The sequence below is a fragment of the Rhodococcus sp. BH5 genome (genome assembly GCF_027583855.1).
Lineage (GTDB): Bacteria > Actinomycetota > Actinomycetes > Mycobacteriales > Mycobacteriaceae > Rhodococcus_F > Rhodococcus_F qingshengii.
On the sequence record NZ_JAJHVW010000001.1, the window covers coordinates 1,011,081 to 1,024,037 of the forward strand.

Below are 12,957 nucleotides of genomic sequence, written 5' to 3' on the forward strand. Positions count from 1 at the left end.
CTAAGATTCTCCCTATGATCCGACGCGCCACGCCCGCAGACGTCCAGCCGATCACCGACATGATCTACGAGTTGGCCGACTACCAGAAGGCCCTCGACGAGTGCACCGTGAAGGCGGAACAGATCGGCGAGGCGTTGTTCGGGCCGGCCGCGACGGCCTTCGCGCACGTCGCTGTGAATTCGGCCGACGACGTCGTCGGCATGGCATTGTGGTTTCGCAATTTCTCGACGTGGGACGGCGCTCACGGCATCTACCTCGAAGACCTGTACGTCAAGCCCAGTCAGCGCGGATCAGGCCACGGGAAGGCTCTTCTGGCCGCGCTCGCCAAGGAGTGCACCGACAACGACTACACCCGGCTGTCCTGGTCGGTGCTCAACTGGAACACCCCCTCGATCAAGTTCTACGAGTCACTCGGTGCCGACGCGAAGACGGAGTGGACCACGTATCGCCTGACCGGTACTCACCTCGGAGCTCTCGCCGCCGAAGCTGAGTAGAGCGGAAGCTGAGTAGGTCTGAAGCAGCGTAGGCGTTCCGTCCTACTTGTCCCGCGGCTCTTCGGTCTCGTCCGGGCGCCCCTCTTCCGGCGACACCTCGTCTGCGTACGCTCCGTACTCCGCTGCCATCCATCGAGACGTCGGAGCCGAGAACAGGCAGCCCAGAGCGCCGAGAACGATGACACCCAGAACGATGCCGAGCGGCACCTGATGCGAATCGGTCAGGAGCGACCAGGCGACCGGCAGGAGCAGCAACTGCGCGACGACGGCGATTGCCCGGCCCCACCGGCGGCCCGTCAGCAAAGCGATACCGGCAGCCAACACCGCGCCGCCGAGGATCGCGACCCACGCGGCAAATCCGTATCCGTTGGTGACGCTCTGATCGTGGCCGGTTGCACCGCGAATCACTGCGACGATCGCGAACCCGGCGGCAACCAGCCCTTGAAGCGTCACGAGGGCACCTGCCCATGTGACTGTCTTGGGCAGGGCGTTCGGACTGGCGGTATTCGGCACGAGGCCAGCCTAGAACACGACACCGGATAGGCTCATGCCCCGTGCGCGCACTGCTGATCGTCAACCCCAATGCCACCTCCACCACCGCTGCCGGTCGTGACCTGTTGGCACACGCCCTCGAGAGTCGGGTGCGACTTACTGTGGCGCACACCACACATCGGGGTCATGCCGCCGAACTGGCGCGCGAAGCCCACGAAGACGGCTTCGGCTCGGTGATCGTCCACGGTGGCGACGGAACGGTCAACGAAGTGGTCAACGGACTGCTCGGGTCACCGCATCCCGCGTCGATGAAATCGGTTCCGGTCGGTCCGATCCCGACGATCGCTGTCGTCCCAGGCGGCTCGGCAAACGTTTTCGCGCGCTCACTCGGTATTGCCGCCGACCCGATCGACGCCACGAACCAACTCGTCGACCTCCTCTCCGAACGGACCAGGCGCCGAATCGGGCTCGCACACTGCGACAACCGTTGGTTCACGTTCAACGCCGGAATGGGCCTCGACGCCGATGTGTGCGAGGCCGTCGACGCCAGCCGTAAGAACGGTGACGCCGCCACACCCGCCCGGTATGTCCGAACCGCGATCGCGGCGTTCTTCCGTGCCAAGCGAGCCGAACCAGCGCTGACCGTCCACCTTCCCGATCAGGATCCCGTCTCCGGAGTCCACTACGCATTCGTCTCGAACTCGAGCCCGTGGACATATCTGGAAGAGCGTCCCGTCCACACCAATCCGGGAACGACCTTCGACAGTGGACTCGGCATCTTCGCCATGACGAGCACCAAAGTTCTGCCGTCCCTGCGGGTTGTGCGGCAACTACTCGCACGCGGCGCGGAGCCGAAATCGAAGGTCCTCTTACGCACCGACGACGTCCCGACAATCACCATCGAATCGTCGCGACCGATCGGACTCCAGATGGACGGCGACTACATCGGACTTCGTGAAAAGGTCGAATTCACCTCGGTCCCGGATGCGCTGGAAGTGTTCGCACCGATTACGACGTGAGTCAGGCAACACGTTTGACCTGCAAAAACTCTGGTGCCAAAAGGTCGAAATCGGGTAAAATGCCGGTGACGCCCAGGTGGCCGTCAGGTGTGTCACAAATTAGTGAGTTGGCCCACGAACCCGTTCAAACCTATTGACATACCGCGAGTTCGTGAAAGCATTCACAAGTAACAGTGCGGAAACATTGATGACGCACACACAAACTCATTGGTACCAAATGGTGTGAATACACACCCAATTAAGGAGCGAAAAAAGATGGACTGGCGCCACAACGCAATCTGTCGCGACGAGGATCCCGAACTGTTCTTCCCCGTGGGAAACAGCGGACCGGCCCTCGCTCAGATCGCTGATGCCAAGGTTGTCTGCAACCGCTGCCCCGTCACCGCCGAGTGCCTGTCGTGGGCTCTCGAGTCCGGCCAGGATGCAGGCGTCTGGGGCGGAATGAGCGAAGACGAGCGTCGCGCACTCAAGCGTCGTAACGCACGTACCCGTGCACGCACTTCCGTCTAGGTAGAACCGAGACGTTCGACTCGCGGCGGAGAACAGCCCCTCTGCACAGTCGAAGACGACAGCCCGGCACCACATGGTGCCGGGCTTTTTGTCTGCTCGAATCGCTAACGCGGCTCGAATCAGTAACGCGCAGAACGTCTACCGAGCGGCACACGCAGAACCGCGTCGGTACCGCCTCCGCTTCCCGGGTGCAGTCCGAGCGAGCCACCGAGTTCGGCGCCCAGCAGAGTCCGCACGATCTGGAGTCCGAGCCGATCGGACTTCTCGAGGTCGAAGTTCTCCGGCAGTCCGCGCCCGTTGTCGTGGATGATCACGTCCAACCAGCGTGCAGAACGCTCGGCACTGAGTGTGACCGTGCCGGTCACACCCGGATCGAAAGCGTGCTCGATCGCGTTCTGCACCAACTCCGTCAGCACCATGACCAGCGGGGTGGCGCGCTCGGCGGAGAACACTCCGAAACTGCCCTCACGCCGAATCGTCACCGGCACACCTACTCCCGCGACATCGGAGAGCATGGGAACCAACCGGTCGATCACCTCGTCGAGATCCACCTCTTCGTCCACCGACATCGACAAGGTGTCGTGAACGAGGGCGATGGACGTCACGCGCCTCACCGACTCTGTCAACGCTTGTCGCGCTTCGTCGTTGCCGGTTCGCCTGGCCTGTAGACGCAGAAGCGCCGCGACGGTTTGCAGATTGTTCTTCACTCGATGGTGAATCTCGCGGATGGTTGCGTCCTTGCTCAGGAGAGCGCGATCACGACGCTTGACCTCGGTGACGTCGCGGACGACGACCGCAGCACCGACATGCCGGCCGCCAGGCTTGAGAACCAGGGCCCGCAGCAGAACGGTTGCCCCGCGCGCCTCGATCTCCATACGGCGACCGGGCTTGTCCGCCAACGTATCTCGGATGTATCCCGCAGCTTCCTGAGACTCGAACGGGTCGGTGACCAACGAACGGGTCAGTGCCGCGAGGTCTTGGCCCACCAGATCCGAGCTCAGACCCATCCGGTGATAGGCCGAGAGGGCGTTCGGGCTGGCATAGACGACTGTGCCTTCGGTATCGAGACGGATGAAGCCGTCGCCCGCACGTGGGCTCGAGTTCGTGTCGGAGCGCGATTCTCGGATCGGGAAGGTTCCGTCGCTGATCATCTGACACAGGTCTTCGGCGCAATCGAGATACGCGAGTTCGAGCGGACTCTGCGCTCGCTGGTGCGACAAGTTGGTGTCGCGGCTCAGAACAGCGATGACTCGCCCGTCCAGACGCACCGGAACGGCTTCCCGACGCGGCGGCATTCCTTCACGCCACGTCTCGTCTTCCCCGCGCACGACGCGGCCCTCCACGAGAGCGCGAAGAACCTGCGGGTGCTCGGACTCGGAAACGACCGTTCCGACCGCATCCTCCGGAAAAGCCGTCGATGCCGTTGTCGGCCGGCAATGCGCGACGCAGATGACCGTCCCCTCGGATCGGTTCTTCTCCGATTCGGTGCCCACCCACAAGAGAACGTCGGCAAAGGAGAGGTCGGCGAGCAGTTGCCACTCCCCCACGACGCGCTGGAGATGGTCGACCGCCGCACCGGGAAGGTCGGTGTGTTCGGCGAGGAGGTCGCTGAGAGTGGACATCGTCCGGCTTAGGAGATCACGGCGATCAGATCGCCTTGCTGAATCACGTCGCCGACCTTGACGCCCACCGTCGTCACCGTTCCCGGAACCTCGGCCAGGACGGGAATCTCCATCTTCATGGATTCGAGGATGACCAGGGTGTCGCCGTCCGCAACGACGTCTCCCTCGCTCACGACGACCTGGTAGACCGTCGAAACCATCTCGGCGCGCACGTCTTCTGCCATCGTGAACCTCACTTCTGTCGGAACGGCACTCTGACCACGAAAATACGTCGACGGATCACTCGATCGACCTGCCAATGGAACCACACCGGCATCGGCGTGAAACAATGACGCGAAAGAAACAGAAGGGAGACCAATCATGGGTAAGCGTGGTCGTAAGAAGCGCAGCCGTAAGGGCAACGCCGCTAACCATGGCAAGCGTCCAAACGCCTGACATGTAGCGCAACAAAACGTCCGAGGGGCGGGGAAGCATTGCTTCCCCGCCCCTCGGCGTTACTGCCTTCCGACTGCTGCCGCTCAGATCTTCGCTGACGGGCTAGCTGTCGGTTTCGGTAGTCGTTATGACGATGGTCCGACGCAACTCGACGGTGAGCCTCTGACGCAGGCTTTCCGGCGCATGGTCTCCGCCGCACTTACGGTTGATCAGGCTCTTGACCTTCTCTTCGATCCCGTAGGCCTCGAGGCACGATCCACAATCGTCGATATGACGCTGCAGGCGAGCACGACTTGAATCGTCGCATTCACCGTCGAGCATCAACCAGACGTCGGCGATGACTGCCGAGCAGTCGAGCCTTTCGAATTCGTCCTGCTCACTCATCGTGTGACACCTTCCGTCTCGGTGGCTGCGACTGTGGCTGTGTCGACCGCGCCGTCCCGATTGAATCCCCGGTCTTTTGCGACATCGGCCAAAAGACCACGCAATTGCTTGCGACCACGGTGCAGTCGCGACATCACCGTTCCGATGGGTGTGCCCATGATCTCCGCGATCTCCTTGTACGGGAATCCTTCGACATCGGCGTAGTACACGGCCATACGGAATTCCTCGGGAAGCGACTGCAGCGCCGCCTTGATGTCGTCGTCAGGCAACGCGTCGAGCGCCTCCACCTCGGCCGATCGCAGCCCCGTCGAAGTGTGCTCGGCGGTGGCGGCCAACTGCCAGTCGGTGATCTCGTCCGTCGGATACTGCGCGGGTTGGCGCTGCTTCTTGCGGTACGAGTTGATGTAGGTGTTCGTGAGAATCCGGTACAGCCAGGCTTTCAGGTTGGTACCGGCACGGAACGAACGGAAAGCGGTGTACGCCTTGACGTACGTCTCCTGCACGAGATCCTCGGCATCAGCGGGATTCCGCGTCATGCGCAGGGCAGCGCCGTACAACTGGTCGAGCAGCGGGAGCGCGTCGCGCTCGAACCGGGCAATCAACTCATCCGCAGTTTCGGGCGTTTCGGACACTGCGCCGTCGATAGGTTCAGCTACCCCTGACGGTTCGTCCTTGGGCCGGTCGTGTTCCAGCACTCTGATCCCTTCACTAGCCGTAGGGATCAAGGTTACCGCCAACTGAAGATCCGACCCACGGGCCGGTGGTGGCTCACACACAGCCAGCACGGTCGCTCCTTCGCTTCTCGGGACAAGTTTCATCAACTGGTACCAACACGGGAGTCAGCGACTCTGTTCCCGGCCTGGTCGAATGCACCTGTCGGCGATCCGCATAGGGTGTTCGACATGGCCGGAACAGCGACCCCTGCGACCGTACTTCTCGACAAGTCGAAGACACCGCACCGCGTCCACAGCTACGACCACGATCCTCGCGCCGAATCTTTCGGCGACGAGGCGGTCACTGCACTGGCAGAGTCGACAGGCGTCGAGGCCGCCCAGATCTTCAAGACCTTGGTCGTCAAACTCGACACCGGCAAGCTCGCCGTCGCGGTCCTGCCGGTCCCGGACAAGCTCTCCCTCAAGGCAGCAGCCGCTGCCCTCGGTGCGAGCAAAGCCGTCATGGCCGATCGCGCCGAAGCCGAGCGCTCGAGCGGCTACGTCTTCGGCGGTATCTCACCGCTCGGCCAGCGCAAGAAACTGCCGACAGTGATCGATGCGTCGGCGCTCGACTGGGACCGCATTCTCTGCAGCGCCGGCCGACGCGGGCTCGAAATCGAGCTGGCTCCGACGGACCTCGCGCAGCTCAGTGGCGCGGTCACGGCGCAAATCACGGCGGGCTGAGTATCCGGTCGCTACGGTCTCACCATGCGACCACACCTGAAAACTCTTGCACTGACCGCTGCGACGGCAGCTCTCACCGTCTCGCTGACGGCCTGCGGGAGTTCGGACAATGCCGCCAAGGAAGTCACGGTAGTCGGATCAGGGCAGGTCCGCGGGGCGCCGGACATCCTCAATGCCGACATCGGCATCGAGGTGGTTGCCCCGGATGTATCGGGAGCAGTCTCGGAGGCGAATGACAAGGCCCGTCAGATGATCGACGCGATAGTCGCCGCCGGGGTTGCCCCCGAGGACGTGCAGACAAGCGATCTGTCCGTCCAGCCGCAGTACGACGCCAGCGGCGGACCGTTCGTCGGCGGCAACGTGACCGGCTACCGGGCGACCAACTCGGTACGAATCGTCGTCCGCGATCTCGACAAGGCCTCTTCTGTCCTGGACGCCGGCATCGCGGCGGGCGGAAACGCGGCACGGCTCGGTAACGTCGCCTTCGCCATCGACGACGACTCTCAGCTTCTGGCCGACGCTCGCACCCGTGCCTTCGAGGACGCGAAGAACCGTGCCGAGCAGTACGCGGATCTGTCCGGGACGTCGCTCGAAAACGTCGTGACCATCACCGAGGCACACGACACGAGTGGCGGTCAGACCATGCGCGCTCCCGACGCCTCGATGTCCGACATGGTTCTCGCCCCGGGAACCCAGCAGGTCTCGTTCGAAGTGACCGTCACCTGGGCTCTCGGCTGACTGCTAGAGCAGGCTGATCTGCTCGCCGGCACGGTCGACGTCCGGCTCGATCAACTCGTGCCCGTTGTTCTTGACACTGTTGACCAGCGGCCGGACTCGATCGACGTCGATCCGCTCGAAGAGGTCCGGTACCGGCTCGAGCAGGGCCGAATCGACGGTGTTGTCGGGATCGAGCCACGCCTCCCAGCGGTCACGAGGCAGGGCGAGGGGCATGCGGTCGTGAACCTGCTCGAGGTGACCGAGAGAGTCGACCGTGACGATCGAGCAGCTCAGGACGGGGCTCGCGTTCTCGACCCTCGGGTCCCGCCAGGCAGACCACACGCCCGCCATGAACAGCCGTGATCCGTCGTCGGGGTGCATGTAGTAAGGAATCTTCGCTGCCTTTTTCCCCCCGGTGGCCTCGGTCTGCCACTCGTACCACCCGTCCATGGGGACCAGGCAACGCTTGAACTTGAAGGCGGTCCGAAACGCCGGCTTCTCCGCCAGCGAGTCGGCGCGGGCGTTGAACAGGACCGGACCTTTGCCCAGTTCCTTGGTCCACGACGGCACCAATCCCCACCGCATCCGCCGGATCCTCTTGGTCGGATCGCTGTCGGGGTTCTCCCGATCGTGGCGTTCGACGACGGTCAACACCTCGGTCGTGGGGGCCACGTTGTAATCGGCTTCGACGGGCGCCGAGTGGTCGGTCTCGTCGAGCGCGTCGAGTTCCACCGCCAGGGTGGCCGGGTCCGCTGTGGTCGCATACCTTCCGCACATGACACCCAGGGTGGCACGGTTTCGACCATTCCCCCACCGATGAGAGAAGATGGACCATGTGAGTCTGAGTCTGTGGAGCGCCCCGAGGGCCCAAGCACCCGTCGATGCAGTGGTGACGCTGCCCGGATCCAAGTCCATCACCAATCGAGCTCTGATTCTGGCCGCACTTGCGGATGGCCCGTCCACGATCACCGGTGCACTCCGCAGCCGTGACGCCGACCTGATGATCGCAGCTCTGCGTGACCTCGGCATCGGCGTCGAGGAAGCCGGTGATGCGACCACGCTTCGCATCACCCCTGGACCCCTGCGCGGCGGCGAGGTCGACTGCGGCCTGGCCGGCACCGTGATGCGCTTCCTGCCGCCACTCGCCGCGATGGCCGACGGCATCGTCCACTTCGACGGCGACGAGCAAGCACGCACACGACCGCTCGGCACCATCTTGGAAGCACTGCGCGGTCTCGGCGCTCGGATCGAGGGTGACGCACTCCCGTTCACCGTCACCGGAACCGGGTCCCTACGCGGCGGGACGGTCACCATCGACGCATCCGGTTCGTCGCAGTTCGTCTCCGGTCTCCTGCTCTCGGCTGCTGCGTTCGAAGAGGGTGTCACCGTCCATCACGACGGCAAGCCCGTCCCGTCCATGCCACACATCGACATGACCGTCGAGATGCTCCGCGAGGCCGGAGTTTCCGTGACGACGCCAGCCACGGGCGGTGACGCGGACACCTGGCGTGTGGCACCGGGGCCGGTGCGCGCCGTGGACTGGGCGATCGAACCCGATCTCTCCAACGCCACACCGTTCCTGGCCGCTGCCGCAGTGACCGGCGGAACCGTCAGCGTCCCGATGTGGCCGTCGTCGACGACGCAACCCGGCGACGCGATCCGCGGGATCCTCGCCTCGATGGGGGCCGACGTCACTCTCGCCGATGGTGTCCTGACCGTCCGCGGTCCGGAGAAACTGCGCGGCATCGACATCGACCTCCACGACGTGGGAGAGCTGACCCCCACCGTGGCGGCCCTGGCCGCTCTCGCCGAGGGCACCTCGCATCTACGAGGAATCGCGCACCTGCGCGGGCACGAGACAGACCGTCTCGCCGCCCTCGCCGACGAGATCAACAAACTCGGCGGCTCCGTCACCGAAACCGATGACGGCCTGACGATCGTTCCCGCGGAACTCCATGGCGGACAATGGCTCTCGTATGCCGACCACCGCATGGCAACAGCCGGCGCCATCATCGGCCTGGTCGTCGACGGTGTCGAGGTCGACGATGTCGGAACCACAGCCAAGACACTGCCGGGCTTCGAGAACATGTGGATCGACATGCTCGAGAGTTCGCCTGCGACACCGAAGGCAAGCTTCTGAGTCCGCGGCAGTACGACGAGTCCGACGTCCGGGTACGCCCCGGGCGCGGATCCCGCCCCCGTACGAAGACTCGGCCCGAACATCTCTCGGCCGAATCGGGGATGGTGGTGTCGAAGGATCGTGGCCGTTGGGGTTGCGTCCTCGGCGGCGATCCCGACCGGCTGATCGTCACGATGCGCGCCCGCGAACTTGGCCGAACCCCCATCGTCGTCGGCGATCAGGTGGACATAGTCGGCGATCTGTCGGGCAAAACCGACACCCTGGCGCGCATCGTCCGGGTCTCCGAGCGTTCGACGGTTCTGCGACGGACCGCCGACGACACCGATCCCTTCGAACGTATCGTCGTCGCGAACGCGGAGCAGCTTCTCATCGTCGTGGCACTCGCCGATCCCCCACCGCGCACCGGCTTCGTCGAGCGCGCACTGGTCGCCGCCTACGTGGGTGGCCTGACGCCGATCGTCTGCCTGACCAAGAGCGACCTCGAACCGCCGGAGGAATTCGCGAGCACGTTCGCCGACCTCGACATCCAAGTGGTCGTCGCCGGTCGCGACGATCCCCTGGACGAACTGACGCAGATCCTCGAGCACAAGTTGACCGCCCTGATCGGACATTCCGGCGTCGGAAAGTCGACACTGGTCAATCGCCTTGTCCCCGATGCCAATCGAGCGGTCGGCATAGTATCCGGCGTCGGCAAGGGCCGGCACACGTCGACGCAATCGGTGGCACTCCCTCTCGCCGGTGGCGGCTGGGTGATCGACACCCCGGGCATCCGTTCGTTCGGTCTGGCGCACATCTCGCCCGAGAACGTGGTGGCGGCGTTCTCGGATCTCGCTGCGGCGATCGAGGATTGCCCGCGCGGATGCACGCACCTCGGACCGCCGGCAGATCCCGAATGCAAGCTCGACCTGTTGGAGGGCAAATCAGCGCGACGCGTCGTCGCTGTGCGACAACTGCTGGAAGCGATCAAGTCCAACGATCAGTACTGAGCGCCCCCGAGCGACGTTCCGGGCGAGAACAGCAAAGCGGCCCGACACCATCGAATGGTGTCGGGCCGCTTGCTGTCTACGGTCAGCGCAGTCGACGATCAGCGCAGTCGACGATCAGCGCAGGCCGAGGAGGCTGCGCAGCTTTCCGCTCTTGCGCTTACGTGCGATGGCGCTCTTGAGGCCACTGCGACGCCCGGTCACGGGATCGACAGTCGAGGTCAGTTCGCCGTCGAACATCCGCTCCGACGCCGTCTCGGGCGCATTGTCGACGGTGTCCTTGAGGTACTTGTTGGGCAGCGACAGCTTGGCGATGGTTCGCCAGGACTTGGCGTACTGCACGGCAAGCGGGCCCGTCGTGTACGGCAAGTCGTACTTGTCCGCGAGCTGACGCACCGTGACCGCGATGTCCTTGTAGCGGTTGCTGGGCAGATCGGGGAACAGGTGGTGCTCGATCTGGTAGCTCAGGTTGCCCGTCATGAAGTCCATGAGCGCGCTGCCCTCGATGTTGGCGCTGCCGAGCATCTGACGCAGGTACCACTGAGCCTGCGTTTCCTTGTCGATGTCTTCCTTGGTGAACTTCTCGGCACCGTCCGGGAAGTGGCCGCAGAAGATGACCGCGTTGGTCCACACGTTCCGCAGAGTGTTGGCGGTGAAGTTGGCCGACAACGTGCTCTTCCACGCCGGGCCGGTGATGGCCGGGTAGATGACGTAGTCGCGCAGGACCTGCTTGCCGATCTTCTCGCCGACCTCACGGAGCTTGCGCTGCGTCTCTTCCTTGTCGGCGCGGCCCTTGGCCACCTTGCCGAGCTCGAGGTGCTGTGCGGCGATGCCGTACTCGAAGAACAGCGCGAGCAGCGTGTTGTAGACCAGGTTGCCGGCGTTGAAGGGCTTCCAGCGCTGATCGCGGGTGACGCGGAGGAGTCCGTATCCGACGTCGTCGTCCATTCCGAGGACGTTGGTGTACTTGTGATGCAGGTAGTTGTGGGTCTGCTTCCAGTGCGCAGACGGGCCGGTGACGTCCCACTCCCACGAGGTGGAGTGGATCTCCGGGTCGTTCATCCAGTCCCACTGCCCGTGCATCACGTTGTGCCCGAGTTCCATGTTCTCGATGATCTTCGAGAGCGTCAGCAGGCCAACTCCGGCGAGCCACGCCGGACGACGACGGCTGGCGAAAAGCACTGCGCGGCCGCCGATTTCGAGCGAACGCTGCAGACGAATGACGTTGCGCACGTATCGCGCATCCTTCTCGCCGCGCGACTCCTCGATGTCGCGACGAATCGCGTCGAGTTCGCGGCCGAGCGCTTCGATGTCGGCGTCCGTGAGATGTGCGTATTCCTTGACATCTGCAATCGCCATGGAAAGCCTCCTAGCAGTGAGTTAGGCGCAAAGTAGTAAGTGCAGAACGATCATCGATTCGAATCGTTCAGATCAACTGCACCTACTGTAGCGTAACTTACGGCACCGTAGGTTAGGTTTTTCCCGATGTAACCTATATCACTTCCGGCGCTTCGGCATGCGGGAACGGGCCTGCGACTTGAGTGCGGTCAACAAACCGAGACGCTTACCGGTGATCGGATCGGTACGAAGGTCCTCGACCATCGCCATGGCTGCGTCCCGGAATCCCGAGTCGCGGAACCGCAGTTCCGAAGACGTTTCCGGAGCATTGTCCGAGGTTGCGGTCAGCCACTTGTCCGGCAAAGCCAACTTGTGGATGGTGCGCAGAGCCAGAAGATACTGCTTGAAGAGCGAGCCGGTGGTGTACGGGAGATCGAACTTCTCGCACAATGCACGCATCTTCACAGCGATTTCGGGATAGCGGTTGCTCGGCAGATCGGGAAACACGTGGTGCTCGATCTGGTAGCTCAGATTGCCGCTCATGAGTCCCATGAGCTTGCCGGAATTGAAGTTCGCACTACCGAGCATCTGGCGCAGGTACCACTCGTGACGAGTCTCCTGCTCGAATTCGGCAACCGTGAACTTCTCGGCACCGTCCGGGAAGTGGCCACAGAAGATGACGACGTACGCCCACAGGTTGCGCACGAGGTTCGCGGTCGCATTGGCCGACATGGTCGACTTCCACGCCGGCCCCGTCAGCGCCGGGAACAAGATGAAGTCCTTGCCCACCTGACGAAAGATCTTGCGCGCGAAGTCTTTGTTCGCCTGCGAGTTCAGCTGCCCCTTTTCCGCGCCCTCCAACTCGGCTGCCGCCGTGAGGTCGTGCAGCGCGATGCCCCACTCGAACGTGGCCGCCAAGATCACGTTGGCGATCGGCTGGAAGAGGTTGATCGGCTTCCACGGCTCGTCACGAGTCATACGCAGAATCCCGAAACCGAGATCCTCGTCCATACCGACGACGTTGGTGTACGTGTGGTGCTGGTAGTTGTGGGCGCGCTTCCAATGCTCGGAAGGACCGGTCTGATCCCACTCCCACGAGACGGAGTGAATCTCGGGATCGTTCATCCAGTCCCATTGCCCGTGCATGACGTTATGCCCGAGCTCCATGTTCTCGATGATCTTCGACAGGCTCAGCAGGGTCGTGCCGACCAACCATGCCGGTCGGTACCGACTGCCGAACAGTGCGATACGCCCGCCGAGCTCCAACGCCCGCTGGACGCGAATGACGCGACGAATGTAGCGGGCGTCCCGGATCCCACGAGAGTCTTCGATGTCGAGTCGAATCTGATCGAGTTCACGTCCGAGAGCTTCGACATCGGCCTCGGTGAGGTGCGAAAACTCTTTGATATCGGTGATGGCCACCGTG

16 protein-coding genes are annotated in these 12,957 nt (G+C 63.4%); 8 read left to right on the top strand and 8 right to left on the bottom strand.

Annotation, left to right across the window (positions count from 1 at the left end; translation table 11 throughout):
* Nucleotides 1-14 precede the first annotated feature (14 nt).
* Nucleotides 15-494, top strand: a complete 480-nt coding sequence (locus RhoBH5_RS04615; RefSeq protein ID WP_003940724.1) for a GNAT family N-acetyltransferase — start codon at nucleotides 15-17, stop codon at nucleotides 492-494.
* A 42-nt stretch (nucleotides 495-536) separates the two neighbouring features.
* On the opposite strand, the gene RhoBH5_RS04620 is transcribed toward RhoBH5_RS04615, so the two are convergent.
* On the bottom strand, nucleotides 537-1,007 hold the full coding sequence (locus RhoBH5_RS04620) for a hypothetical protein (protein ID WP_270007985.1): 471 nt from the start codon (nucleotides 1,005-1,007) through the stop codon (nucleotides 537-539).
* 41 nt (nucleotides 1,008-1,048) lie between these two features.
* Here RhoBH5_RS04620 and RhoBH5_RS04625 point away from each other — a divergent pair, with 41 nt between their 5' ends.
* Both RhoBH5_RS04625 and RhoBH5_RS04630 read left to right on the top strand, forming a co-directional pair.
* Complete coding sequence (locus RhoBH5_RS04625) at nucleotides 1,049-2,005, top strand: diacylglycerol/lipid kinase family protein (RefSeq protein WP_007731209.1); 957 nt, start codon at nucleotides 1,049-1,051, stop codon at nucleotides 2,003-2,005.
* A gap of 255 nt (nucleotides 2,006-2,260) precedes the next feature.
* Entirely contained in the window at nucleotides 2,261-2,515 is a 255-nt protein-coding gene (locus tag RhoBH5_RS04630; RefSeq protein WP_003940950.1) for a WhiB family transcriptional regulator, read from the top strand.
* Nucleotides 2,516-2,634: 119 nt separating this feature from the next.
* Here the strand turns inward: RhoBH5_RS04630 and RhoBH5_RS04635 are convergent, their stop codons facing one another.
* Both RhoBH5_RS04635 and RhoBH5_RS04640 read right to left on the bottom strand, forming a co-directional pair.
* The gene (locus tag RhoBH5_RS04635) at nucleotides 2,635-4,137 is read right to left on the bottom strand and encodes a sensor histidine kinase (RefSeq protein WP_003940890.1); all 1,503 of its coding nucleotides are present in this window, start codon (nucleotides 4,135-4,137) and stop codon (nucleotides 2,635-2,637) included.
* 8 nt (nucleotides 4,138-4,145) lie between these two features.
* On the bottom strand, nucleotides 4,146-4,361 hold the full coding sequence (locus RhoBH5_RS04640) for a biotin/lipoyl-binding carrier protein (RefSeq protein WP_007731208.1): 216 nt from the start codon (nucleotides 4,359-4,361) through the stop codon (nucleotides 4,146-4,148).
* 136 nt (nucleotides 4,362-4,497) lie between these two features.
* On the opposite strand from RhoBH5_RS04640, the gene RhoBH5_RS32635 reads away from it, so the two are divergent.
* Nucleotides 4,498-4,572 carry a 50S ribosomal protein bL37 gene (locus RhoBH5_RS32635; RefSeq protein ID WP_022597109.1) on the top strand — a complete coding sequence of 25 codons (75 nt, stop codon included), beginning with the start codon at nucleotides 4,498-4,500 and terminating at the stop codon, nucleotides 4,570-4,572.
* A 102-nt stretch (nucleotides 4,573-4,674) separates the two neighbouring features.
* Here the strand turns inward: RhoBH5_RS32635 and rsrA are convergent, their stop codons facing one another.
* Together rsrA and RhoBH5_RS04650 are read right to left on the bottom strand one after the other, a co-directional pair.
* The gene (gene rsrA / locus RhoBH5_RS04645; protein ID WP_003940722.1) at nucleotides 4,675-4,956 is read right to left on the bottom strand and encodes a mycothiol system anti-sigma-R factor; all 282 of its coding nucleotides are present in this window, start codon (nucleotides 4,954-4,956) and stop codon (nucleotides 4,675-4,677) included.
* Nucleotides 4,953-5,651 (bottom strand): sigma-70 family RNA polymerase sigma factor, encoded by a 699-nt coding sequence (locus RhoBH5_RS04650; RefSeq protein WP_042922166.1) that lies wholly within the window; start codon nucleotides 5,649-5,651, stop codon nucleotides 4,953-4,955. Before RhoBH5_RS04650 ends, rsrA begins: the two co-directional genes overlap by 4 nt.
* 207 nt (nucleotides 5,652-5,858) lie before the next feature.
* Here RhoBH5_RS04650 and ybaK point away from each other — a divergent pair, with 207 nt between their 5' ends.
* The gene (gene ybaK / locus RhoBH5_RS04655) at nucleotides 5,859-6,353 is read left to right on the top strand and encodes a Cys-tRNA(Pro) deacylase (protein WP_007731205.1); all 495 of its coding nucleotides are present in this window, start codon (nucleotides 5,859-5,861) and stop codon (nucleotides 6,351-6,353) included.
* 24 nt (nucleotides 6,354-6,377) lie between these two features.
* Nucleotides 6,378-7,091, top strand: coding sequence for an SIMPL domain-containing protein (locus RhoBH5_RS04660; protein ID WP_030535006.1), 714 nt, complete (start codon nucleotides 6,378-6,380; stop codon nucleotides 7,089-7,091).
* A 3-nt stretch (nucleotides 7,092-7,094) separates the two neighbouring features.
* Here RhoBH5_RS04660 and RhoBH5_RS04665 read toward each other — a convergent pair whose 3' ends face one another.
* Nucleotides 7,095-7,847 (bottom strand): SOS response-associated peptidase, encoded by a 753-nt coding sequence (locus RhoBH5_RS04665; RefSeq protein ID WP_020969226.1) that lies wholly within the window; start codon nucleotides 7,845-7,847, stop codon nucleotides 7,095-7,097.
* Between the two features lie 49 nt (nucleotides 7,848-7,896).
* Between RhoBH5_RS04665 and aroA the strand changes: the two genes are divergently transcribed.
* The gene (aroA, locus tag RhoBH5_RS04670; RefSeq protein ID WP_042922161.1) at nucleotides 7,897-9,210 is read left to right on the top strand and encodes a 3-phosphoshikimate 1-carboxyvinyltransferase; all 1,314 of its coding nucleotides are present in this window, start codon (nucleotides 7,897-7,899) and stop codon (nucleotides 9,208-9,210) included.
* Nucleotides 9,159-10,196 (top strand): ribosome small subunit-dependent GTPase A, encoded by a 1,038-nt coding sequence (gene rsgA / locus RhoBH5_RS04675; RefSeq protein WP_037129054.1) that lies wholly within the window; start codon nucleotides 9,159-9,161, stop codon nucleotides 10,194-10,196. The genes aroA and rsgA overlap by 52 nt, the downstream gene beginning before the upstream one ends.
* Before the next feature lie 114 nt (nucleotides 10,197-10,310).
* Here the strand turns inward: rsgA and RhoBH5_RS04680 are convergent, their stop codons facing one another.
* Together RhoBH5_RS04680 and RhoBH5_RS04685 are read right to left on the bottom strand one after the other, a co-directional pair.
* Nucleotides 10,311-11,552, bottom strand: a complete 1,242-nt coding sequence (locus RhoBH5_RS04680) for a fatty acid desaturase family protein (RefSeq protein ID WP_003940700.1) — start codon at nucleotides 11,550-11,552, stop codon at nucleotides 10,311-10,313.
* 138 nt (nucleotides 11,553-11,690) lie between these two features.
* Nucleotides 11,691-12,953, bottom strand: a complete 1,263-nt coding sequence (locus RhoBH5_RS04685) for a fatty acid desaturase family protein (RefSeq protein ID WP_003940901.1) — start codon at nucleotides 12,951-12,953, stop codon at nucleotides 11,691-11,693.
* Nucleotides 12,954-12,957: the final 4 nt, after the last annotated feature.

Coding starts and splice junctions, on each gene's coding strand:
- rsrA (WP_003940722.1), bottom strand. CDS start 4,956: ATGAGTGAGCAGGACGAATTCGAAAGGCTCGACTGCTCGGCAGTCATC.
- RhoBH5_RS04630 (WP_003940950.1), top strand. CDS start 2,261: ATGGACTGGCGCCACAACGCAATCTGTCGCGACGAGGATCCCGAACTG.
- RhoBH5_RS04660 (WP_030535006.1), top strand. CDS start 6,378: ATGCGACCACACCTGAAAACTCTTGCACTGACCGCTGCGACGGCAGCT.
- ybaK (WP_007731205.1), top strand. CDS start 5,859: ATGGCCGGAACAGCGACCCCTGCGACCGTACTTCTCGACAAGTCGAAG.
- RhoBH5_RS04680 (WP_003940700.1), bottom strand. CDS start 11,552: ATGGCGATTGCAGATGTCAAGGAATACGCACATCTCACGGACGCCGAC.
- RhoBH5_RS04665 (WP_020969226.1), bottom strand. CDS start 7,847: ATGTGCGGAAGGTATGCGACCACAGCGGACCCGGCCACCCTGGCGGTG.
- RhoBH5_RS04635 (WP_003940890.1), bottom strand. CDS start 4,137: ATGTCCACTCTCAGCGACCTCCTCGCCGAACACACCGACCTTCCCGGT.
- aroA (WP_042922161.1), top strand. CDS start 7,897: ATGGACCATGTGAGTCTGAGTCTGTGGAGCGCCCCGAGGGCCCAAGCA.
- RhoBH5_RS04640 (WP_007731208.1), bottom strand. CDS start 4,361: ATGGCAGAAGACGTGCGCGCCGAGATGGTTTCGACGGTCTACCAGGTC.
- RhoBH5_RS04615 (WP_003940724.1), top strand. CDS start 15: ATGATCCGACGCGCCACGCCCGCAGACGTCCAGCCGATCACCGACATG.